Genomic DNA, 23,073 nt, shown 5'->3' with positions numbered 1-23,073 from the left:
CACAAAAATTAATAAAATTTATTCGTTTACTCATTGTATCAAGAGAGGTGGAGGGACTGGCCCTTTGAAACCTCGGCAGCAGGTTCATTTTGAATACTGTGCCACTTCCTGCAAGCTTTATGCTTGAAAGATAGAATGAGGGACTTCGTTTATATACGGGTGCATAACTTGTACGTAAAAATCCCTCTTTCTCAATATGAAAAGAGGGATTTTTTATTTTTCATTTCCCTCATCATCATCCAAACTTAATTATTTAGGAGGAAAATCAAATGAAAAAGAAGTTTGTACCCGGTATTGCATCAGTTGTAGGAGTAAGTATTTTATTAACTGGTTGCGGTAGTTATAAAAACGAAGCAAGCGGAGCAAATGCAAAAGACGAGGCACCTAGTAAACAGGTTTTAAACTTATCTTCACCTACTGAAATACGAACAATGGATACGGCTCGTGCTACAGATACTGATTCTGGTCAAGTAATGAGAAACGTATTTGAAGGTTTGTATAATCTTGGTGAAGGTAACAAACCTGTTCCTGGTGTTGCAAAATCTCATGAAGTAAGTGGCGATAAAACGAAATACACATTCCATTTGCGAGATTCAAAATGGTCAAACGGCACTCCTGTTACAGCGAAAGATTTTGTGTTCGCTTGGCAACGTGCCGTAGATCCAGCAACAGCCTCTGAATATGCATTTCTATTCTTTGATATTAAAAATGCAACAAAAATTAACAACAAAGAACTTCCAGCCGACCAACTTGGTGTAAAAGCAGTTGATGACCATACGTTTGAGGTAGAATTGGAGCGTCCTGTTCCGTATTTTATTAGCTTAACAGCGTTCCCAACATTTCTACCAATTAACGAGGAATTCTTTAAAGCACAAGGTGATAAGTACGCTTTAGAAGATAATACAATCTTGTACAATGGAGCTTTTACACTAAGCGATTGGAAGCACGAACAAAGCTTTAAATTTAAGAAGAACCCTACTTATTGGGATAAAGATACTGTCAAACTAGAAGAAATCAATTTTAACGTCGTAAAAGAAAAATCAACAGAAGTAAATTTATTCGAGTCAAAACAATTAGATCGTATAAAACTAACATCTGACTTCGTTGATAAATATAAAAAAGATGCTAACTTTAAAGAACGTCCAAATGTAGGCGTACAATTTTTACGCATGAATCAACACAACAAAGTACTTCAAAACGTTTCTGCACGCCAAGCAATCGATCAAACAATTGATAGAAAATCCTTTGTAAATACGTTATTAAATGATGGCTCTACACCAACATTTGGTCTCGTTCCAAAAAACTTTGCAAAAGGACCTGAAGGAAAAGACTTCCGTACTGTAAACGGCGATTTAACAAAAGTTGATACAAAATCTGCACAAGAATTATGGAAAAAAGCTAAACAAGAGCTTGGTTCTGAAAAGATAACATTAGAATTATTAACGAGTGATGCTGACCTTGATAAGAAAACTGGTGAATTCTTAAAAGGGCAACTAGAAAAGAATCTAGATGGATTAACAGTAAATATAAAACCGCAACCGCGTAAGCAACAAGTTTCGCTTTTATTAAAAGGTGACTACGAAATCGGAATTGACGGCTGGAGCCCTGACTTTGCGGATCCAATTACATTCCTTGAGCTATTTACAACGAATAACCCTTATAACTTAGATCATTACTCTAATAAGGAATTCGATGAAACAATAGCAAAAGTGAAAACAACTTTAGCTGGTGATGAAAAAGCTCGCTGGGAAGCATTACTAGAATCCGAGAAAATATTATTTAAAGACTCTGTTATCGCTCCTCTTTACCAAAAAGGCGAATCTTATTTAGAACGTTCTTATGTGAAAGGAATTGTGCAAGTAGACTTTGCGGGTCAATTAAACTTCAAGTGGGCAAAAATTGAAAAATAAAGTAAAACCGTAATAAGTGGGGGTTCTTCATCCCCACTTATTATTAGCCCACACCAATTGTTTTTTTAGCAAAATATATTAAAAGCAGGTTCTCTCACACAAGAGAATCTACTTTTTTAATATATTATTCCAAGAAATTAACATTCTATTTTTATTATTGACATATAGTTCTTTCCAGTGTTAATATTCTAAATAATCAAAGAAACAAAATATTTCACCATCAAAATATAATGTCTACTAAGTTGAAACATATAACGATAGATTATAGCTCGACATGTATATACATATAGAACACCTGATTACCTATAAACAAATATTTATAATAGGTTCTATCTCCTTCTATAGCTACTTCAAGACATGGACATTATGACGTTACGAACAACACATTTAGGGAGGAACGAACAATGAAGAAAAAAGTTGTACCTGTTGTTGCATCTGTTTTAGGGGCAAGTCTATTACTAACTGCTTGCGGGGGAAATAAAGATAATGCAGGCGGAGCGAAAGCAAACGATAAAGTACCTGATAAACAAGCAATTAACTTATCATTCGCTTCAGAAATTCCAACAATGGATGTTGCAAAAGCAACGGATGGGGAATCCATGAATGTAATGCGCAATGTTTTTGAAGGTTTATATGCAATGGGAGAAGATAATAAACCGATTCCTGGTGTTGCTGAGTCGGTTGACATTAGTCCCGATAAAACAAAATATACATTCCATCTGCGTGATTCAAAATGGTCAAACGGTACTCCTGTTACAGCAAAGGACTTCGTCTTTGCTTGGCAACGTGCCGTAAATCCTGATACAGCAGCTGAATACGCATTCTTATTCTTCGATGTACAGAATGCGAAACAAATAAACCAAAAACAATTACCAATTGATCAACTAGGGGTCAAAGCTGTTGATGACAAAACGTTAGAAGTACAACTAGACCGTCCTGTTCCTTACTTCTTAAGCTTAACGACATTCTCAACATTCTTGCCAATTAATGAAGAGTACTTAAAGTCTCAGGGCGATAAATACGGTTTAGAAACAAATCATTTAATTTACAACGGTGCTTTCACATTAGATAACTGGAAACACGAACAAAGTTTCCAATTGAAGAAAAATCCTAACTATTGGGATGCTAAAACGGTAAAATTAGAAGAAATCAACTTCAATGTCGTTAAAGATAAGTCTACAGAAGTGAACTTATATGATTCAGGACAAATTGATCGCGTTGCTTTAACTGCAGAGTTTGTTGATAAATATAAGAGCGATCCAAACTTCAAGGAACGCGCTGAAGTCGGCATTCAATTCTTACGACTAAATCAGAAAAATGAAACATTAAAAAATCAACATGCACGCCTTGCTATTAACGGCGCAATGAATAAAAAGGCTTACGTAGAAACAATTTTAAATAACGGTGCTATTCCAGCTGAAGGAATGGTTCCTGCGAAATTTGCAAAGAGTCCAGAAGGCAATGACTTCCGTAAAGAAAATGGAAATCTAGTCAAGGATGATGTGAAAACAGCGAAAGAAAACTGGAAAAAAGCAAAACAAGAACTTGGTACTGACAAAGTAACAATCGAACTATTAACAAGTGACAATGCTTTAGCTAAAAAGACTGGTGAATATTTAAAAGGTGAGTTAGAAAAGAACTTAGATGGATTAACAGTGAATTTAAAACCGCAACCACGTAAACAACAGTTGAAACTACTATTAAGTGGTGACTATGAAATTGGTATTGACGGCTGGGGCCCTGACTTCGCTGATCCAATTACATTCTTAGATTTATTTACAACAGATAGTGCTTATAACTTCGATAAGTACTCTAACAAAGAGTACGATGAGCTCATTCATAAAGTGAAAACAGATTTAGCTGGCGATGAAAAAGCACGCTTTGAAGCAATGAAGCAAGCTGAAAAAATTCTATTACAAGACGGCGCTGTCGCTCCTTTATACCAACAAGGTCGTTCTTACTTACAACGCTCTTTCATTAAAGGACTTGTAACGACTGACTTCGGCGGTGAATTTAACTACAGGTGGACAGAAGTTGCAAAATAACAAAAGTAAAAAGGTATCCTACGAAGGATACCTTTTTACTTTTATACAACTTTAACTACAGAGCTTCCTCTTCCCTTTACCATTCCTTTTATAGCTAAAGTCGTCACTGCTACTAATTGTGTAACCAATACAATAACTAATAATGAAATAATATTTCTCTCTAAACTAACTCCTCCGAATATTATTGTATAATAGCCATTTGCTGCATATGTTGCTTGAAATAATTGACCGATCGTTTGATACGTTTTAGAAAGCATTTCAGTACCTCCTCACAACTTCAATTTACCATATACATACAAATCATTTTTTATTTAAATTGCGGATGAGCCCTTGTGACTACAGGATAATAATTTATTTTCAACACATACATAATTACATGTTTTTGGGAAAAACTTGTATAGAACGAATTTACATAAGGAGGAATTTATAATGAGAATTCTACTATCAGTTTTATTAGCTCTTATGCTAGTACCTGCATTAACAGGATGTAAAGCTCCTGCAAAAGAAGACACAACTTCTAATAAAAAGACGACTGAAGAAGCAAAAAATGAGGCTCCTGCAGATTTAAAACTAAACTTCAATGAATTCGATTTAAAGGCAGACTACCAAGATACAAAGAAAGACTACGAAGCAGACTATAAAAATGTAGCAGCTGATAAGAAAATGGAAGCAAAAATTGAAGATCATAAAGCAGATGTAAAATTAACAGGAGACGAGGCTATTACAAAATTAAGCCCACTTCTACAAGAGTTAAAATTTGATAAAGATACTGCTGACCAAGAAGTAATCGATCAAGTAGTGAACGTGTTCAAACTTGATAAAGACTATCAAAAATTTGATTTAGAAGTTGTCTTCTCTGATGGAACGAAAAAAGAATACAAAAGAGAAATAAAATAAAGAAGTAGGCGATTGCCTACTTCTTTATTTTTTAATTTTTGCGTATCTTAGTTCTGGACTAGAACCGATAATGAATTGGACACCAGATACTGATGGTTTTTGTAAATATGAAGCACTTGGGAAAATAATTGGGATTAATGGTGAATCTGTAAACATAATATCTTCCGCTTTATGCAATAAGTCAAAACGCTTATCTTCGTTTTGTTCAACTTTTGCTTCTTTTACTAAAGCGTCAAATTCTTTATTATGCCATTTTGCATAGTTATTCGGACCATCACCTGCATATAAATCTAGTTTAGTAATTGGATCTAATAAAGAGCCGCCCCATCCCATATAAGCTAATTGGAAATCACTTTGCTTGTATGTGTCGATGTAACTCTTCCACTCTTTATTTTCTAATTTAATATCTACGCCAAGATTTTTCTTAAACATTTCTTGCATTGCTTCTGCTACTTTTTTATGTTGTGTATCTGTAGTGAATTTTAATGTTACTTCAGGTAATGTAGACCACCCTTGTTCTTTCATACCTTCTTCTAATAATTTTTTCGCTTCTGCTGGATCAAATTTAACGTAATCACCTTTTTCTTTACGGAAATCACGACCACTTTGTGTTTTTGCTCCTTCTGGAACGAATGCATATGCTTCTTGCGCATTATTTTTATACAGTTTTTCAACGATAAATTTACGATCAACCGCTAATGAAAATGCTTTACGTACCTTCGCATTTGTGAATGGCTCTTTTTCTACGTTAAACGAATAAATATAAGATGAGAATCCTGCAACACGCTTATATTCTTTATTTCCTTTTTCTTTTTCAATCATCTCTTGTGGTAAACCACTTAGTAAATCTAATTCTTTTGATTTAAATAATTGATACGCTGTTTTAGAGTCTGGAATAATACGAAACTCAATTTCTTTTAATGTTACCTTTTTATCGTAGTATTCTTTATTTTTTTGTACTGTAATAGCCTGGTTATGCTTCCACTCTTTTAACTTGAATGGTCCATTCGTAATTAACTCTTTTGGATCTGTTTTTAATTTATTATTATCATCAATCGACTTTTTAGCTAATGGAATAAATAATGAGCTTGCTAATTTCTGTTTAATAGAAGCAACTGGATGTTCAAGAGTTACCTTTAATGTTTGAGGATCAACGACTTGAATACCAACTTGTCCCTCTTCACCTTTTCCAGTATTATATGCCTCTGCCCCTTTAATGAAATACATTTCTGTCGCATTCATAGAACCCGTTTTCGGATTTAATAATCGCTTCCATGCAAATTCAAAATCATTTGCCGTAATCGGAGAACCATCTGACCATTTAATATCTTTCTTCAAATGGATTGTATATTCAGTTCCATCAGCATTTACTTCTTCTTTCTCTGCTAATTCATTTTGATATTTCCCATCACTATCTTGCGTATATAAACTTGAAAACAACTGCCCAATTATATAACCTGACGTGCTATCTGTTGCAATAGCAGAATCAAGTGTGTATGGATCACTACTAATATTCGTTACTAATCGATCGCCTTCTCCCTTACCAGCACTCGCCTTTTGCGTCTCTTTCTTACCGCAAGCGACCGAAGTAATCGCTAAAACAGTCATAATGATAAACAGTAAAAACTTCTTCATCCTACATTCTCCTTTAACCCGAAATTTTTGGTGTTGATGCTAACAATGTTTTTGTATAAGAATGTTGTGGATTACGGAACACTTCGTCCGTACTTCCAAATTCAACAAGTTCTCCTTTATATAAGACAGCCACTTTTTCACATAAATAGTGAACCATCGGCAAATCATGTGCGATAAATAAATATGTATAGCCTTGTTCCTTTTGAATTTTTTGCAGCAGATGTACAATTTGAATTTGCAATGAAACATCTAATGCTGAAATTGGTTCATCAAGAATCAATACTTCTGGCTCACACAATAACGCTCTTGCAATAGCAATTCGTTGACGTTGTCCTCCGCTAAATTCGTGCGGATAGCGATCGATATATCGTCTATCTAATCCCACACGTTCTAGCGCATCACCTGCTACTTTATCCTTTAATCCTTTATCACCTAAACCGAATGAAATATAACCTTCCGTTACGCTATCGCGTACTTTCCAGCGCGGATTTAATGCTGCTGTGGAATCTTGAAAAATGAACTGTACTTTCTGTAAAAAATCTCGCCTATGAGCTGATTTCAGCTTGTGAACGACTTGACCGTTATAATCAATTTCACCAGACGTTGGACTCTCAATCCCTGCTATGAGCTTTCCAAGTGTTGTTTTTCCTGAACCACTTTCACCAATAATGCCAAGTGTTGTTCCTTTCGGAATAGAAAGTGATATGTCTTTTAACGCTGTGATTTCTTTACTTTTACTTCCATACGTTTTCGTTACTTGCTTTATAGTAATTAAATCTGTCGTCATGAGGCATTCACCTTCTCTTTTGATTTCGCTTTATTATGCTCTAGAACATGTTGCCAACAATGTGAACTATGCTCCTTAGAATATGTGGTTCTCTCTGGAAAACGATGAATACATTCTTTTATCGCTACTGGACAACGATTTACAAAAGGACAACCAAAGCTATTTAATGTTTCAATGGAAGGTGTCGTTCCTTCTATAGCACGTAATACCTTTTCGGAATCATCCATATTCGGAATTGCTTGTAATAAACTTTTCGTATATGGATGTTTAGGAGAACCTATTACCTCCTGTATCGTTCCTTTTTCAACGACACGTCCCCCATACATAACAACTACTCGATCAGCTACTTCACGTACAAGTGCCAAATCATGTGTAATTAATAAAATACTCGTATTTTGTTTTTCTTTTCTTTCTTTTAATAGCCCCATAATTTGTTTCTGAATCGTTACATCTAACGCTGTTGTCGGCTCGTCTGCAATTACAAGCTTTGGGTGACAAGCAAACGCAATTGCTAAACAAATACGCTGCCTCATACCTCCGCTTAATTGATGTGGGTACTGTTCAAAGCGTTTCTCTGCTTCATGTATCCCTAAATCTGTTAACAAGTTAATCGCAATTTCCTTTGCTTCTCTTTTCGATTTTTTCCCATGTTGCAAAACTACTTCTGTAATTTGTTTGCCTACCTTCATCGTTGGGTTTAAAGATGAAAGCGGATCTTGAAATATAAAGGAAATATCTTTTCCGCGAATTTGATTCCATTCTGACTCTTGTAAATTCGTTAATTCCTTTGCTTGGAAAGCTATATTCCCATCATCGATATGAATTGATTCTTGATTCAAGCCGATAATGGATTGTGCTGTGACACTTTTTCCTGAACCACTTTCTCCTACAAGTGCAACTATTTCACCTTCGTTAATAGAAAAGGAAACATGTTTCACAATCGCTTGCTTAATATTCTCTTTTTCAACGGCTAACGTTACGTTTTCTAAAGATAAGATTTGTGCCATGTTTTTTCTCCTTTCGATTCCGTTTGACGATTTTTGGATCAATCGCATCTTGCAAACCATCACCAATTGCATTAAATGCGAACATAATGAGTGCAATCATGATTGCCGGGAAAAATAGCTGCCACCATTCTCCGCTCAATAATGTCCCGAGTGCATCATTCGTCATCGTCCCCCAACTTGCCGCTGGTGATTGTACTCCAAGTCCTATAAAGCTTAAAAATGATTCTGAAAAAATAGCTGCTGGAATTGTAAATGATAAATTCACGATAATAACCCCTGTTAAATTCGGAATTAAATGCCCATATATAATTTTCATATGTGATGTACCTAATCGCTCTGCTGCAATAACAAACTCTCGTTGTTTTAAAGACAATACTTGTGCTCGAATGAGACGAGCCATTCCAATCCATCCCGTTAATGCAAGGGCGATAATAATGGTGAAAAGACCTGGTTTCATAACAATTAATAGCAAAATAACAATTAATAAATATGGGATGCCGTATAATACTTCAATTCCTCTTATAATCCACTCATCAATTAACGTTCCAAGGCGATTACGCCCTCTCACATATCCACTAAATCCACCAATCAGTACACCAAGTCCTATATCGAGGGCAGCTGCTACTAATCCAACTGTTAGTGAAATCTTCCCACCAGCCCAAGTACGTGCCCAAATATCTCTCCCTAGATCATCTGTTCCAAACCAATGTTCACTACTCGGCGGTAAATTTGTTGCCTCTTTTACTTGTTCACTCGCAGTAAATGAAGTTAAACTTTCGCCAATAAGCGAGAAAACAATAATTAGCAATAACGTCACTGTTCCTAAAACTGCGATTGGATTCGATATAAACTTACGAAACACTTCTTTCTTTCTGCTAATTGTTTGCTGATTTTTATTTATCGTTAATTCTTTTTTCTCTTCTTTCGTTAATAACTGTTCATTAATCTCATAAGCTCCCATTTAAATATCCCCCCTCCTTATGTAATAGAACGAATACGCGGATCAACAATGCGATGAATAATATCTGTAATGAAAATACAAGCAATTAATAATGCACTATAGAAAATCGTTGTTCCCATAATCACCGGATAGTCTCGGTTAAAAATACTATCTACAAAATATTTTCCTAGGCCAGGAATTGAAAAGATTTTTTCAATAACGAAAGTCCCTGTTAAGAGTCCAGCCATTAACGGTCCAACAAATGTAAGTACTGGAACAATCGCATTTCGAAGAGCGTGTCTTATAATAATCTTCTTAATTGGTATACCTTTTGCTCTTGCTAGCTTAATATAATCACTCTGCAGTACTTCGATCATATTAGAACGAACAAACCTTGTAATAACTGCGATTGGCCCTAACGCTAATGCAAAGGATGGCAATACCGTATGTTCGAATGTTCCCCAAGAGGCTACTGGTAAAAACTCAAATTGGATAGCGAATACTTGTATAAATAGTGGCGCTAAAATAAAACTTGGAATAGAAATACCTAAAATTGCGAGCAAACTCACACTATAGTCAATTACTCTCCCATGATAGAGAGCAGCAAATGTCCCTGCCGCAATTCCTACTAACAATGAAATAACAAGTGCTTGTAGACCAATAATTGCTGATGGACCAAAGCCAGTTGTTATAATTTCTGATACACCTTGCCCGGTTGATTGAACAGATTCACCAAAATCAAAATGAACTACACCGTCTAAATAAGCAACATATTGATTCCATAACGGTTCATCAAGGTGATACTTCGCTCTCATGTTTTGGATCACTTCTTCAGGAAAGATTTTTGCATCTGATGAAAATGGATCTCCCGGAATAATATGCATAATTAGAAATGTCACTGTCGTAATAACCCATAGTGTGAACACCATAACCGATAATTTTTTAATTACATACACTTCAATAACCCCCTAAACACATGGATTTACTTTGTTTTATGAACGTACTTTTTCCATTACTCCCTTTTCTCTTTTTAGAATACAAAAAGCCTTGATCTTAAAAAATAAGATCAAGGCTTAACAAACAAAGGCCCATCACTTATCTTTCAAGACTTGCTTGCTGGAATTAGCACGGTGTTCCTATTACAGAACCCGCTGCTGAGGTGTCATAGGGCCAGTCCCTCTACCTCTCTGGATAAGTAAATTGCTATATTATTATTTGGTTCAAATTGTATATTTCGAATTATAATTCTGAAAAATTGAAAAGTCAATCAGATTGGATAAATTTAGAAAAATCAGTTTTTAATTCATTTATCGAAATTACAGTTTTCGGCTTATAATAAAAAGAAATGATGTTAAAGGGGTTATAAGATGGACCCCTTACTTCTTGCTACTATAGGATTAACCTTAACAATCGTTATACTTGTCATCATCGGCTCCTATAAACGCTTTATTAAAAAGAAACGTATTACTTCTTTTTATACTCCTTTCGATAATATTACCGGGCAAACTATTTCCGAATTTCACGAAGAACAGAAAATATTAGTATCTGAGGATGAAGACGGAGATGGCAAGAAGAAAAAATAACCCTGCACAGGCAAGGTTATTTTTTCGTTTCTGCTTGAAAACGTTTATAGTATGTCGATGCTGTTGCAAAATTAATTTCTATATCACGAATCAACGATGAATCTTCTTCTTTAGCTAACTTCTGTAATTTTTTCATCGCTTGTTCTGATTCATTCAAGAAACCAATATATACCTCATGTTCTTGCTCTTTCGACTTCGGAACACGAATTTCTTTACGTATATGATCAATATCTTCTAACATGCTCGTTGTTACCTTTTGCACGTCTTCTTTATATGTAGCATTCGTTATTTCCTTACCGCCCTTTTCTTTTGCCACTTCAAATAACTGCAGTGCTTTATTAATTTCTTTATTCATTTTTATATCGTATTTTTCATGTACTGCAAGGTATTCTTTCATCTCTTCTGTTTGTTCAGTAGATTGCTCTACCTTTTCTTTCGGTTCTTTCGTATCTTTATTTCCATTACATCCTGCTAGAAGGATCATACTTCCCATTACAGCAATACCCAAAACCTTCTTCATCTCTTCTTCTCCTTTTATCTACAGCTATTACTCATTATAGTTTCTTTTATCTCCACTTGTTATTATACCGAGAACGCCCTACTTTTTACACTTAAGACGACATCGTAATATATATACCAACATGTTTGTCACAGTATCGTCACTTTATACAAATAACTTTTGCAATGCTTTACTACATCACCTTACAAAACTGTAAGCACACATAAAGAACAAACCATGCTAGACTTACATATGCATAACGCAAACATATGTAAGGTTTTAAGGAGAATCATCTATGTACAACACAATGCCTTTTATGGGAGAAGATATTCGTGTCCTTATTCGCGAAAAATCACTTCATATCGAAAATACAGAGAGCCTTCGCCGCGTATTAAAGAAGAAGCATGCTCCATTTAAGTTAGCTCAATATTTAAAACAACAACATACAAATCAATTTCATACCGCGCTAAATATATCGGATAAATCATTAACAATCGAAATCATCGGTCATGTCTACATTGGAAACTTTGCAGATACCTTAAAGGAAATCCCACGTATACCGAAGATTGCTCCTATTATCGTTAAAAAAGCGTATAAAATTACTGACCATACCGATATTATCGACTGTGGGGAAAAAGAAGTCGATAGTAATCGCTGGGTGTGGGATAAACTTGCTGTTTTATATGATACGATCATGAATAATATGTATGAGATATTTCAAAGAAATGAAAAAAAGAACTGATTCAAACATTCCCTTTGAATCAGTTCTTTTTTGTTAAGCCTCTAAATTTTGTCTTTGTTGCAGTTCAAACTGCTTCTCACTTCTTCTGGCCATAAATAGATAACATAATACTGCTCCTACTTCACAAAGCGCAATAACAACACCCATCGGTAACGCTGTATTACTCCCACCAATACCTACTAGCGGAGCGACAAGCGCTCCTGAAATGAACTGTAATAAGCCTAATAAAGCTGACGCTGTTCCTGCAGCTTGCTTCTGATTTCTCATCGCTAATGAGAACCCAGTTGTTGATACAACCCCGACACTTGATACAACAAGGAATAACGAACATAAAACACCGATTAAACCTATTCCTAGTACGATTGTCAGTAGTAAAGATAGGCCACCAACAGCTGCGATAATAATACCAGCAACAAATAATGTCTTCTCATTCACTTTCCCCGCTAAACGACCCGTTACCTGACTAGCAATAATAATACCGATGCCGTTAATCGCAAAGAATAAACTAAATTGCTGTGGTGATGCTCCGTATATGTTCTGCAACACAAATGGTGAGCCCGAAATGTATGCAAACATTGCCGCTGTTACTAATCCTTGTGACAATGCATATCCCATAAACAGACGGTCCTTTAACAATTTTCCGTACGTCGCCAAAGTCCCTGACAAACCACCCGTTTCTCTTTCTTCAGGAGGTAATGTTTCACGCAATACAAAAGTAGCTGAGATTAACATGAATACGCTAATTGCTCCAAGAACGATGAAAACACCGCGCCACGTTGTAAACTGTAATAATTGCCCTCCAATAATCGGTGCCAAAATAGGTGCTGCTCCGTTTACTAACATAAGCAGTGAGAAAAACTTCGTCATTTCAGAACCTGAGTACATATCACGTACCATTGCACGTGATATAACAATCCCGGCTGATCCTGAAGCTCCTTGTAGGAAGCGCAATAATACTAATGTCCAAATAGATGGCGCAATAGCACAAAGTAAAGAAGAAGCAACATAAATAATAAGAGCAATAATAAGTGGTTTGCGTCTTCCGTAAATATCGCTAATTGAGCCAACAAATAATTGCCCTACTGACAGCCCAAGCAAACAAGCTGTTAATGTAAGCTGCGCTAGGGATGCACCTGTTTGCAAATCATCCGTTAACTTCGGTAATGAAGGCAAATACATATCAATAGATAATGGCCCAATCGCCGTAAGTGTTCCTAATACAAGAATCATCCATAACCTGTTTGCCTTTACAGGTTTATATATTTCGTGATTAACTTCATTCACTTTTTCAATTCACCCTTTCCTATACACACTGAATCGTAACAATTATAGTTACATCATAAACATACGTCAAGTACAGCGCATTTTCCTCTTTCATAATGTAAAAAAAGCGATAGAAATTCTATCGCTTTACTTTTTCACATTGCTATTCGCAAATTTAGATACCGAGGCCATCGTCTCTCCTGTATCTAAATATGTAATTTGAATTGGGTCTCCTACTTCTGTAAACATAGCATACGGGAATTTCTTCACTGGTATCATAAATACCTTTTGTTCATTCTCTAAAAGTACGTACACGATTGTATTTTCACCTGATTTCTCTTTATATACACGTTGTACAATACCTTCTTTTTGCGCTTCTTTTCCTGTTGAGGTTGGTCTAAAGGTATCACCATTACCGCTCATTACGTTTTTATAATTCTCAAGCGCTTCTTTCTGCGTCGAACCTGTCGCAAATATTTTTGCATTAGCAGCATATACAACTGTATGTGCACGTACTAGGCCTCCGTCATCAACAACCGGAATAATCCAAGCTGGTTTTCCGTATACGTTATAAATGACAGGCATTGTCCCATGCCATTTCTCTCTCTTAAAGGAATTATCCACTACTTCTGTAGCTGCTGAACCATCCATAATTCCCTTTACTTCTTTGCCGTTATAGTAATATAACTTACCTGTACGCGCATCAATAAGCGAGTAACCTAACGCAGAATCTACTCCTTCTTTCGGAGAGGTGAAATCAGTAAAGTAATATAACGTTCCATCCTTACCAAAGATTGGTGTAACTCCTTCTTTCGTTCCCCACTCAGTCGGAATCTTCATATCAGTTTGCGAGAATTTCGTATTCCAAAATCCGTGAATATATTTACCAAAGTACGTATTTAACGTAGATGCAGTCTCATGATTTAATACACCATCAACAAATTTAGGTGCCTTTCCTTTATCATACCTTTTCACTTCACCTGTTTGTGCGTCTACTACGACAACACCTTCTACCTCAAATCCAGATCTTCCTGAAATAAATTCACCATACGTCATTGTATAATATGGTTTCCCTTTATCATCAACCTCAAATTTAGGTTTCCCTTTAAAGATTAAATTTGGTTCTGCTTGCCTTACCACACGTTCTAAATTATTACCAAAAAACATGCTCGGTACATATTTCATTTTATAACCGAGGTGTAATTTCGCTTCCGCATCAGGATTCGTACCTGACATCGTTACATACCCTGGAATTGTCTCAGCTTTACGCGCTTTAAAAAATCCTGAAACTTCAATCGGCGCTACATATAAAGCTTCGCCGTTTACCATTTGTGGCGTTAATTCTCCTAGCTCAAAATAAGCTACTTTCGGAATATCACCAAATACTTTTTTCATCTTATTCTCCGCTGTCTTTGGCGGCACTGTAAACGGCTGGTCATTTTCAGTAAATGGCTCTGAAATATCTTTCTCTATCTTAACAACAGAATCATATTTCTTTTGCGAGATTACTATATCGTGCAAATAACCAAAGTAGCCGTAACTTGCGAGTAAAATAAACATTAGAAGTCCTTTTAATGTACCTTCTAATTTCCCTATTTGATCTTGTGAAAATAAAACAAGCCCAATTAAAATTGCTACTGCAACAGAATAATGAGTAAGAATCGAATCTACTCGATCATCAATTAGCCAAAAGTATTCATAGATTGCAATACCTATCCAAAATAAAACAGGAATAACTAAAATAGATGATTTCTTACCCTTTACAACCTTCTTATCTCCCTTCTTATCCACTGCTCGAAGCTTACTACTACTTCTTGTCCATGGAATCAAAAACAAAGTAAGAATAGCTAAAACTACAAATTTCATCAAAGGCACTGTCCCCTTTTCTTTTGTATTCCCTTTTAGTATAACAAATAAAGGGTATTAAGGTGAAAATAGGAATAGTTATATTTTTTTACTACTTAATACAATCCCGCTCACTACATATAGAATAGATGCAATATAAAAAATTGTACCGATCGTAAAGAAATCTACTAAATATCCCGTGGCAATAACCGCTACTGCTCCGCCAATGGATGTCCACACATGGTATTTTCCAATCTCATAACCAGCCTTTTCCTGCGCAACCTTTCGTGCTAATGAAGTCTTCTCAGTATTACGCTGCACAGCACCTAAAACCCCCATTACAATTTGAAGAATATACACATGCCATACTTCCGTGGCAATCGGAAAGCAAAGCATTAAGATTGCCATGGACCAAGCGTATATGATTAATAATTTTTTATCACCTACTTGATCAGATACCTTTCCCACTAGTGGATATACAAGTGCTGATGTTAAAGCAAATAAGCCATACGCCCAGCCAAATTGCGAGAAGCTATTTCCAACGTTTCGAAGTAATAATATATAAAAAGGAAATACCATACTTCCTGCCATCATGATAATACTTTGCGAAGCCACAAATCTTCTATATGTCATTTCGTATACTCCCTATAAAATAAATTAACAAATCTCTCTTCTGAATCTACTTCCTTCTTTTTCTTGAGAAATTCTTCAATACGGGGATATGCCCTTTTTAACTGCTCTTTCGTTGGATAAGAATAGTACGGCAAATAGTAACTACCGTTATGCTTTAAAGTAACATCAATCATCTTCCGAATGACATCCTCTGTTTTCTTTATCTCACTCTCTGAGCGTCCCTGGTTAATCAAAAGAACCAGCGCAAACATATCATCTTTCGCATAGGACAAAACTGCATTTTCATTCTTTTCCACGTAACGAATCGTAATGTTGAGTAAATTAAACTCTTCTTCATTTAATGCGTTACGTAAATCATCTATATACTCCGTGAAAGCATCTATAGGCACAAAGTATTCTTGTAACACTTCGGTCCTATTTGGATTTTCATATTCCATAAAAGCACTATCTGATCTCATAACATTATTACGCGTCTCATACTTTCCATCTGTACGTTCAAAATAACCTCTTTGTATATCCCAAAATGTATTCTTTCCCCAATCACTATAACGTGATAACCCAAGTAAAAATTTAGGTGCAGCTATAATATTTTCTTCCTTTAATTCACTGTACTCTTCTCTCATATTTTGATTTTGTGCCAAAGTATAATCCGTCACATACATCTCTTTTAAAAATGAATTTGGAGCAACAGAAATACGCGCTAAGTGCATACGAACATTCTCATCTCTTTTCACTTTCTCTTTGAAATAAGATGCGTATTCTTTATAATCTATCATTCTCGTGTGCATTTCATATAATTCATCATCTGTTAACTTCAGCGTCACATCTAAAATAACTCCAAATAAACCGTAACCCCCAATGACATATGGAAATAACTCTGCATTTTCTTCTCTACTTACATTACGTACCGTGCCATCTGCCATTAACAATCTAAATGAATCTACTGTATCAATTAGTGCCTCATGACGAATATCACGCCCATGTACATTTACACTTAATGAACCACCAACAGTAAAAATATTTTGGGACTGCATGACCTGTACCGCAAGGCCATATGGATTTATTTTCTTCTGAATATCATTCCACGTGACACCACTTTGAACTGTAATACGCTTCTTCTCTGGATCGAATTCTAATATTTTATTATATCCTTTCATATCGAGCATCGTGCCATTCGGATAATATGTCTGTCCTCCTTGGCTATGTTGCATGCCTGCAATGGAAATTTTCTCTCCTGAAACTTTTGCATCTCGCACTAATTTTATTAACGAGTGCTCTTCCGTAGCACTTTCAACACGTTTTATTTTTGTCGGAAGCAATTTACCTACATCACTCATAATAGGATGATCAATTTGTTTTTTATACGTATGTACAGACGTTGCAAGCAAAACCGTATATGCGACAATGACCACTACTATCTTTCTTTTTTTCAAAGGACACTCTCCTTATTAGCAACAAAAAGAGATACCCGTTCTTTCAGGTACCTCTCTTGACAGTGATTACTTTGCTGCTGGCAATTGTATTGGATCAAATTTATCATACGATGTAAACTTCGCATCCGTAATAATGTGCGCTTTATCCTCACCATTGCTACTCATAACCATATCTATCTTTGCTGATTCATATTTAAAATCTTTTGTAATAATATATTCTCCATCTATTTCTTCTATCTTTGCATTTTGGCCTTGTAGCATTTGTTTCTGCTTTTCATCCATACTAGCTAACATACTCTCTGTCTCTTGCCCTTTTAATGCAAACTTCAGCTTATAATTATCTCCACTTTTCTCCATCTTCACTTTATTTAAAATTTCCGATGGAATCTCTAAATTATCTACCATTCCTTGAGTCGCATTCATTCCGTTAGCATTTAATTGTTCCTCTGGTACAGACATCACTTCACCCGTATTAGGATTTTTCAACTGACCAGCAATTTTGCCACCCACATCATAAACAACAACCTCTGTACCAGAAACATTCATTTCAGAACGAGAATTTTTTTGCTTCGGCTCTAATTGCATTTTGGCCTTTATTACATTCATCTCTGTTCCTTCAGCCTTTATTCCCACATCATATGTCATCGTTACATTTTCTTCGTTTTTAAAAGCTTCATTCGCTTTATTGAAAACATCCTTCGCTGTTAATTCCTTTTCTTTCTGCACAGCTTCTTTTTTCGGCTCATCAGTCTTTTTTGTTTTCTCATTACTACACCCTACTCCTAGACCGACTGCAAGTACTAAACTTGAAATTAAAATAAATTTTTTCATAACGTCCCCTCCTTCCCAAAAATAATATCATCTCTTTTCCTATGAAATCTATATAATTCGTAATATTCTTCTTTAAATTTATTTCCTATATAGCAACATGTTTGAGAAAAAGTTTAAATATGATGTAAATAATAACAACTCATTTCAGGAGGTCATTATGAAAGCTATTATTTGCACAAAGTATGGACCACCTAATGTTCTCCAGCTTCAAAATATAGAAAAGCCTAAACCTAAGAAAAATGAAGTATTAGTTAAAATTCATGCAACAAGTGTATCGACTGGAGATTGTAGAATACGTGGCTTTAATAGCCCCCTCTTATTTTGGATTCCTATGCGGATCATATTAGGTTTCAGAAAACCGAGAAAACCTATACTTGGCGTAGAGTTATCCGGTGAAATCGAAGACATTGGATCAGATGTAACACAATTTAAAAAAGGAGATCCAGTTTTTGCATTAACAGAACTAAACCTTGGTGGTTATGCGGAATACACATGCGTGCATGAAAGTGGATTAATAGCATTAAAACCTACCAATGTGACATATGAAGAAGCTGCCGTTATTCCTTTTGGCGGAACTTCAGCATTGCACTTCCTTAGAAAAGGACAGATAAAAAAAGGGCAACGAGTACTTATATACGGCGCCTCTGGGTCAGTAGGGACAGCTGCCGTACAGCTTGCTAAATACTTCGGGGCGACTGTCACAGCCATTTGTAGTAGTTCGAATTTCGATTTAGTAACAGCTTTAGGGGCAGACAACGTAATTGATTATATGAAAGAAGATTTTACTAAGCGGGGCGACCACTACGATATTATATTTGACGCAGTTGGAAAATATAATAAGTCTCTTTGTACAGATGCATTAATGCCTAATGGAAAATATGTATCTGTGAACGGAATGATGGCAAAGGTCAGTAAAGAAGATATGAACCTACTAAAACAACTAGCTGAAACAGAAAAGCTAAAACCTGTTATTGATAGAACTTACCGATTAGAAGAAGTTGTAGAAGCCCATACGTATGTAGAAATGGGCCATAAGAAAGGAAATGTTTCGATTACCTTAAAATAAAATATATTCTGAAAATACCATTGACAATTCTTTTTGTACGATTTACTATTAGTACCATATTCAAAACTACATACACATACTCTTATCAAGAGTGGCGGAGGGACTGGCCCGATGATGCCCGGCAACCGAGCTTATGAAGTATAAGCTAAGGTGCTAATTCCTGCAAAACGAGTTTTCGTTTTGGAAGATAAGAGAGGAATCTATTTCGTCTATTCGGCACCTCTCTTATTTTTGGGAGGTGCTTTTTATTTTGGAACGTATATGAAGGGGGATTTATAGATGAAAAAGGTATTATTAAGCATTGTAAGCGGAGCAGTATTATTATTAGGCGCATGTAGCGCGAGTTCAGATAAAGAGGTAAAAGCATTAGACGAGAAAAAGATTACTGTCGGTGTAACAGGTGGACCACATGAACAAATTTTTGAAAAGGTAAAAGAAGTTGCAGCAAAAGATGGTCTGGAAATTGACATAAAAGTATTTAATGATTATGTAGCGCCAAACGTATCTTTAGATGAAAAAAGCCTTGATGTAAATAGCTACCAAACAAAATCGTATTTAGATGTATTTAAAGCTGAACGCAATATGAAATTAGCTGAAGTATTTTCAACAGTAACATTCCCTATGGGCGTATATTCTAAAGATATAAAAGATGTAAAAGACTTAAAAGAGGGCGATGCAATTGCTGTACCCAATGACCCAACGAATGAACTGCGAGCTTTAAAATTATTTGAAAAAGCAGGGGTTTTAAAAGTTGATCCAAAGGCTACAGAAAAAGCGACTGCAAAGGATGTAATTGAAAACCCGAAAAATTTAAAGATTGTTGAATTAGAGGCATCTCAATTACCAACACAACTAAGTGAAGTGAAAGCAGCCGCAATCAATACAAACTTTGCATTAGGGGCAAAATTAAGTCCGGCGAAAGATTCTATTTTCCGCGAAGGAAAAGATTCACCATATGTGAACTGGGTCGTTGTTCGTAATGAAAATAAAGATGATGCCGTTGTAAATAAATTAAAGAAAGCTTATCAATCTAAAGAAGTAAAAGAGTTTATCGAGAAAAAATTTGATGGTTCAGTTTTACCATCTTGGTAGGAGCTGACGATAATGATTGAATTAAAAAACATATCCAAAGTATTTTCAACAAAAAAAGGGACTGTTGAGGCTCTTAAGCCTACTTCCCTTAAAGTAGAAAAAGGCGAGGTATTTGGAATCATTGGGTATAGCGGCGCTGGTAAAAGCACATTGATTCGATGTGTAAATTTATTAGAAAAACCAACGACAGGAAATATCATTGTAAACGAACAAGACTTAACAACGTTATCGACAAAAGAACTAGCAAAAGCGAGACAAAAAATCGGAATGATCTTTCAAGGATTCAATTTACTTAAAACTGTTAGCATCTATGAAAATATTGCATTACCTTTACGCCTTGCTGGTATTCCAAAAGTGGAAATTAAAAAAAGGGTAGAAAAATATTTACGCATTGTCGATCTTTTCAATCGAAAAGATGCTTATCCAAGTGAACTTTCTGGCGGTCAAAAACAGCGCGTTGCAATTGCACGTGCACTATCACATGAGCCTGAAGTGTTATTAAGTGACGAAGCAACGAGCGCTTTAGATCCAGAAACAACTGATTCTATTCTTGATTTGTTATTAAAGATTAACGAAGAAATTGGAATTACGATTTTACTCATTACACACGAAATGAACGTTATCCAACGTATATGCGACCGCGTTGCCGTTATGGAACATGGATCTGTAGTCGAAAGCGGGACTGTGAAAGATATTTTCACAAACCCACAACATGTAACAACGAAGAAATTTGTAAATAGCGCCTTTGCAGCTAAAATTCCAGAAGAGGTACAGAAAGAACTACAGAATACTGGAGAAATTGTAACACTTTCATTTATTGGCACTACTTCAGGTGAACCTGCCTTAGCTGTTGCCACAAAACGTTTCCAAGTGTATCCGAATATTTTATCCGGTAATATTACGCAGTTAAAACATGAAGCATATGGGAAATTAGTCGTTCATATGCAAGGAGAACAAAATGAAATCCACCGTGCTTTATCATTTTTACAAGAGCAAGGAATCATTGTAGAAGGAGGCAGAACAGATTATGGGAAACAAGTCCTTTTTGGATGAATGGGGTAAAGTCATATGGGAAGCCACAATTCAAACCTTTCAAATGACATCTATTTCATTACTCATCTCAATCCTTATTGCACTGCCACTTGGCGTCACACTTGTTTTAACGAGACCTGGTGGGCAGCGTGAAAATAAAATCATCTATCCTATTCTTAATACAGTTATTAATATCATTCGCTCTCTTCCATTTATCATTCTATTATTCTTCATCTTACCTTTTACAAAGTTTCTAATGGGAACATCCATTGGCGTGCAAGGTGTTATCGTACCACTTGTCGTCTTCACAGCTCCCTATATCGCACGTTTAATGGAGACAGCTTTACTAGAAGTAGATCGCGGTGTCATTGAGGCCTATCAAGCGATGGGAGTCTCTACTATAAAAATCATTTGGCACGTCATGGTTAAAGAAGCTCGTCCCTCCCTTGTACTTGGATTAACAATTGCAACGATTGGCTTAATCGGCGCAACAGCAATGGCTGGTCTTGTAGGTGCTGGCGGGCTAGGGGACTTAGCATATCGCTTCGGACATTTACGCTATGAACCTGAAGTAATGTATGCAACCGTCTTTATTCTAATTATCCTCGTTCAAGGATTACAGTCTTTAGGTAATGGGGTTGCACGAAGACTGAAGAAAGATTAAAAAAGAAGGTATCTCACCAGGGTGAGATACCTTCTTTTTATCTTTTAAATCCGCCTTCTGAATGAATAACTTGCCCCGTAATCCACTCAGCTTCTTCACTTACTAAAAATTTAATGAGTCTAGCTGCATCTTTTGGCTCACCAATTCTGCCAAAAGGAAACATCGGCTTTAACCCTTGTTTTATCTCTTCAGTCATCCATCCTGTATCGGTTGGTCCTGGATTAATTGCATTCACTGTTATTCCTAATTGAGCTACTTCTGCTGACAACGTACTAGTAAGAGCATCAATAGCTCCCTTCGTTGTCGCATAAGCTAGTTCTCCTGCCATAGGACCTTGAAATTGCCCCGAAGTCATATTAACAATTCTACCACCAGATTTCTTATCAAATCCTCGGGCAAATTGACTACTGAGCAATGTAGTCGCACGAATATTAACCATATAATGCTTATCTAATTCTTCAGCAGTCAACGTAGAGAAATCATTATTCGTAGAATATGCTGCATTATTAATTAATATATGAGGGTACCCTAATTGTTCAGTAACTTTATTTAAAAGCTCTTTCGGTGCATCATTCCGAGTTAAATCTAACTCCATGCTCAATACTCTAACACCTTTTTGTAATAGCTCTTCTTTTAATTGTATTTGTTCATTTTTATCAACGCCCCAAGGCATCTCTTTATCATAATCCGTCCAATACGTAAAAAATATATCGTATCCTGCCTCAGCTAATTCTTTACAAATCGCTGCTCCTATACCGTCTAGACGACTTACGCCTGTGACAACTGCTACTTTATTTTTTAATTGGTTCATCATATACTCCTCCAAGTTTAAAGGACGCATATTTTATATAAGAGATATAAATTTCCCCACCTAGACCTCTGTCCTTACAAAAGGGATGTACAAGCCAACTATGCAGTCCTTGCATGATTTACAAATAGCTAAATAAACCCTCACTTATGAGAGAAAAATTCATCTATCCAATTTCTAATCATTACAAGTTCATCCACATATCGAGTCCTTGTCTCCTTTCCATATATCTCTGTTTCTATCATATCAATATGATGTACTATTTCAAATGATAAAAAAATAAAAACCAATATTCCATTCCAAACTTATATCGAATTTATTATATTATAATATAATAAATAATGGAAATAATCAGAAAATA

Annotated in this window: 22 protein-coding genes and 3 riboswitches; of the genes, 9 read left to right on the top strand and 13 right to left on the bottom strand. The window is 35.8% G+C overall.

From position 1 onward, the window contains the following. Window positions 1–32 precede the first annotated feature (32 nt). Window positions 33–137: riboswitch (SAM riboswitch) on the top strand. Between the two features lie 132 nt (window positions 138–269). Then, window positions 270–1,910, top strand: a complete 1,641-nt coding sequence (locus AC1Q8L_RS27855; RefSeq protein WP_000726467.1) for a peptide ABC transporter substrate-binding protein — start codon at window positions 270–272, stop codon at window positions 1,908–1,910. 404 nt (window positions 1,911–2,314) lie between these two features. Further along, entirely contained in the window at window positions 2,315–3,955 is a 1,641-nt protein-coding gene (locus AC1Q8L_RS27850; protein WP_000731064.1) for a peptide ABC transporter substrate-binding protein, read from the top strand. Between the two features lie 41 nt (window positions 3,956–3,996). On the opposite strand, the gene AC1Q8L_RS27845 is transcribed toward AC1Q8L_RS27850, so the two are convergent. Then, on the bottom strand, window positions 3,997–4,212 hold the full coding sequence (locus AC1Q8L_RS27845) for a hypothetical protein (protein WP_000949590.1): 216 nt from the start codon (window positions 4,210–4,212) through the stop codon (window positions 3,997–3,999). Window positions 4,213–4,384: 172 nt separating this feature from the next. Between AC1Q8L_RS27845 and AC1Q8L_RS27840 the strand changes: the two genes are divergently transcribed. Then, window positions 4,385–4,852 (top strand): YusW family protein, encoded by a 468-nt coding sequence (locus AC1Q8L_RS27840; RefSeq protein WP_001221551.1) that lies wholly within the window; start codon window positions 4,385–4,387, stop codon window positions 4,850–4,852. A gap of 24 nt (window positions 4,853–4,876) precedes the next feature. Here the strand turns inward: AC1Q8L_RS27840 and AC1Q8L_RS27835 are convergent, their stop codons facing one another. The 5 genes from AC1Q8L_RS27835 to AC1Q8L_RS27815 are packed head-to-tail and all read right to left on the bottom strand — an operon-like array spanning window position 4,877 to window position 10,177. Beyond that, a complete protein-coding gene (locus AC1Q8L_RS27835) occupies window positions 4,877–6,487 on the bottom strand; it encodes a peptide ABC transporter substrate-binding protein (protein ID WP_000714087.1) in 1,611 nt (536 codons plus the stop codon). Window positions 6,488–6,500: 13 nt separating this feature from the next. After that, on the bottom strand, window positions 6,501–7,274 hold the full coding sequence (locus AC1Q8L_RS27830; protein WP_000205649.1) for an ABC transporter ATP-binding protein: 774 nt from the start codon (window positions 7,272–7,274) through the stop codon (window positions 6,501–6,503). Then, the gene (locus AC1Q8L_RS27825; RefSeq protein WP_000057269.1) at window positions 7,271–8,281 is read right to left on the bottom strand and encodes an ABC transporter ATP-binding protein; all 1,011 of its coding nucleotides are present in this window, start codon (window positions 8,279–8,281) and stop codon (window positions 7,271–7,273) included. Before AC1Q8L_RS27825 ends, AC1Q8L_RS27830 begins: the two co-directional genes overlap by 4 nt. Continuing rightward, window positions 8,238–9,242, bottom strand: coding sequence for an ABC transporter permease (locus AC1Q8L_RS27820; RefSeq protein WP_000501539.1), 1,005 nt, complete (start codon window positions 9,240–9,242; stop codon window positions 8,238–8,240). The genes AC1Q8L_RS27825 and AC1Q8L_RS27820 overlap by 44 nt, the downstream gene beginning before the upstream one ends. A 17-nt stretch (window positions 9,243–9,259) precedes the next feature. After that, window positions 9,260–10,177: an ABC transporter permease gene (locus AC1Q8L_RS27815; protein ID WP_000289326.1), complete on the bottom strand. Its 918-nt coding sequence runs from the start codon at window positions 10,175–10,177 to the stop codon at window positions 9,260–9,262. Window positions 10,178–10,313: 136 nt separating this feature from the next. Beyond that, a riboswitch (SAM riboswitch) is annotated at window positions 10,314–10,419 on the bottom strand. Between the two features lie 169 nt (window positions 10,420–10,588). Between AC1Q8L_RS27815 and AC1Q8L_RS27810 the strand changes: the two genes are divergently transcribed. Next, window positions 10,589–10,804, top strand: coding sequence for a DUF3951 domain-containing protein (locus tag AC1Q8L_RS27810; protein ID WP_000371402.1), 216 nt, complete (start codon window positions 10,589–10,591; stop codon window positions 10,802–10,804). Window positions 10,805–10,820: 16 nt separating this feature from the next. Here AC1Q8L_RS27810 and AC1Q8L_RS27805 read toward each other — a convergent pair whose 3' ends face one another. Further along, window positions 10,821–11,324 (bottom strand): hypothetical protein, encoded by a 504-nt coding sequence (locus tag AC1Q8L_RS27805; RefSeq protein ID WP_000756522.1) that lies wholly within the window; start codon window positions 11,322–11,324, stop codon window positions 10,821–10,823. A gap of 274 nt (window positions 11,325–11,598) precedes the next feature. Here AC1Q8L_RS27805 and AC1Q8L_RS27800 point away from each other — a divergent pair, with 274 nt between their 5' ends. Continuing rightward, a complete protein-coding gene (locus tag AC1Q8L_RS27800; protein ID WP_000282865.1) occupies window positions 11,599–12,045 on the top strand; it encodes a hypothetical protein in 447 nt (148 codons plus the stop codon). A 33-nt stretch (window positions 12,046–12,078) separates the two neighbouring features. Here AC1Q8L_RS27800 and AC1Q8L_RS27795 read toward each other — a convergent pair whose 3' ends face one another. The 5 genes from AC1Q8L_RS27795 to AC1Q8L_RS27775 all read right to left on the bottom strand — a co-directional run bounded on the left by AC1Q8L_RS27795 (window position 12,079) and on the right by AC1Q8L_RS27775 (window position 18,050). After that, complete coding sequence (locus AC1Q8L_RS27795) at window positions 12,079–13,338, bottom strand: multidrug effflux MFS transporter (RefSeq protein WP_229190176.1); 1,260 nt, start codon at window positions 13,336–13,338, stop codon at window positions 12,079–12,081. A 117-nt stretch (window positions 13,339–13,455) separates the two neighbouring features. After that, on the bottom strand, window positions 13,456–15,174 hold the full coding sequence (locus tag AC1Q8L_RS27790; RefSeq protein ID WP_000674039.1) for a DUF3981 domain-containing protein: 1,719 nt from the start codon (window positions 15,172–15,174) through the stop codon (window positions 13,456–13,458). Between the two features lie 78 nt (window positions 15,175–15,252). Next, a complete protein-coding gene (locus AC1Q8L_RS27785) occupies window positions 15,253–15,786 on the bottom strand; it encodes an MFS transporter (RefSeq protein ID WP_000222367.1) in 534 nt (177 codons plus the stop codon). Then, window positions 15,783–17,219 (bottom strand): FAD-binding oxidoreductase, encoded by a 1,437-nt coding sequence (locus tag AC1Q8L_RS27780; protein WP_000746313.1) that lies wholly within the window; start codon window positions 17,217–17,219, stop codon window positions 15,783–15,785. Before AC1Q8L_RS27780 ends, AC1Q8L_RS27785 begins: the two co-directional genes overlap by 4 nt. A 66-nt stretch (window positions 17,220–17,285) precedes the next feature. Then, entirely contained in the window at window positions 17,286–18,050 is a 765-nt protein-coding gene (locus tag AC1Q8L_RS27775; RefSeq protein ID WP_000713524.1) for a DUF6612 family protein, read from the bottom strand. Between the two features lie 157 nt (window positions 18,051–18,207). Between AC1Q8L_RS27775 and AC1Q8L_RS27770 the strand changes: the two genes are divergently transcribed. From AC1Q8L_RS27770 to AC1Q8L_RS27755, 4 genes are all read left to right on the top strand, one after another. Beyond that, window positions 18,208–19,116 (top strand): NAD(P)-dependent alcohol dehydrogenase, encoded by a 909-nt coding sequence (locus tag AC1Q8L_RS27770; protein WP_000643855.1) that lies wholly within the window; start codon window positions 18,208–18,210, stop codon window positions 19,114–19,116. Between the two features lie 79 nt (window positions 19,117–19,195). Further along, a riboswitch (SAM riboswitch) is annotated at window positions 19,196–19,310 on the top strand. 85 nt (window positions 19,311–19,395) lie between these two features. Further along, a complete protein-coding gene (locus AC1Q8L_RS27765; RefSeq protein ID WP_000756982.1) occupies window positions 19,396–20,208 on the top strand; it encodes a MetQ/NlpA family ABC transporter substrate-binding protein in 813 nt (270 codons plus the stop codon). A gap of 12 nt (window positions 20,209–20,220) precedes the next feature. Beyond that, a complete protein-coding gene (locus AC1Q8L_RS27760; protein WP_000571302.1) occupies window positions 20,221–21,261 on the top strand; it encodes a methionine ABC transporter ATP-binding protein in 1,041 nt (346 codons plus the stop codon). Continuing rightward, window positions 21,236–21,904, top strand: coding sequence for a methionine ABC transporter permease (locus AC1Q8L_RS27755; protein WP_000527153.1), 669 nt, complete (start codon window positions 21,236–21,238; stop codon window positions 21,902–21,904). The genes AC1Q8L_RS27760 and AC1Q8L_RS27755 overlap by 26 nt, the downstream gene beginning before the upstream one ends. Before the next feature lie 37 nt (window positions 21,905–21,941). Here the strand turns inward: AC1Q8L_RS27755 and AC1Q8L_RS27750 are convergent, their stop codons facing one another. Continuing rightward, window positions 21,942–22,718, bottom strand: a complete 777-nt coding sequence (locus AC1Q8L_RS27750) for an SDR family oxidoreductase (protein ID WP_002094237.1) — start codon at window positions 22,716–22,718, stop codon at window positions 21,942–21,944. Window positions 22,719–23,073: the final 355 nt, after the last annotated feature.

This window comes from Bacillus sp. GW823-FHT06A11, assembly GCF_058795355.1.
Note: the sequence above shows the minus strand (reverse complement) of the source record. Positions and strands in the feature narration are given on the sequence as shown.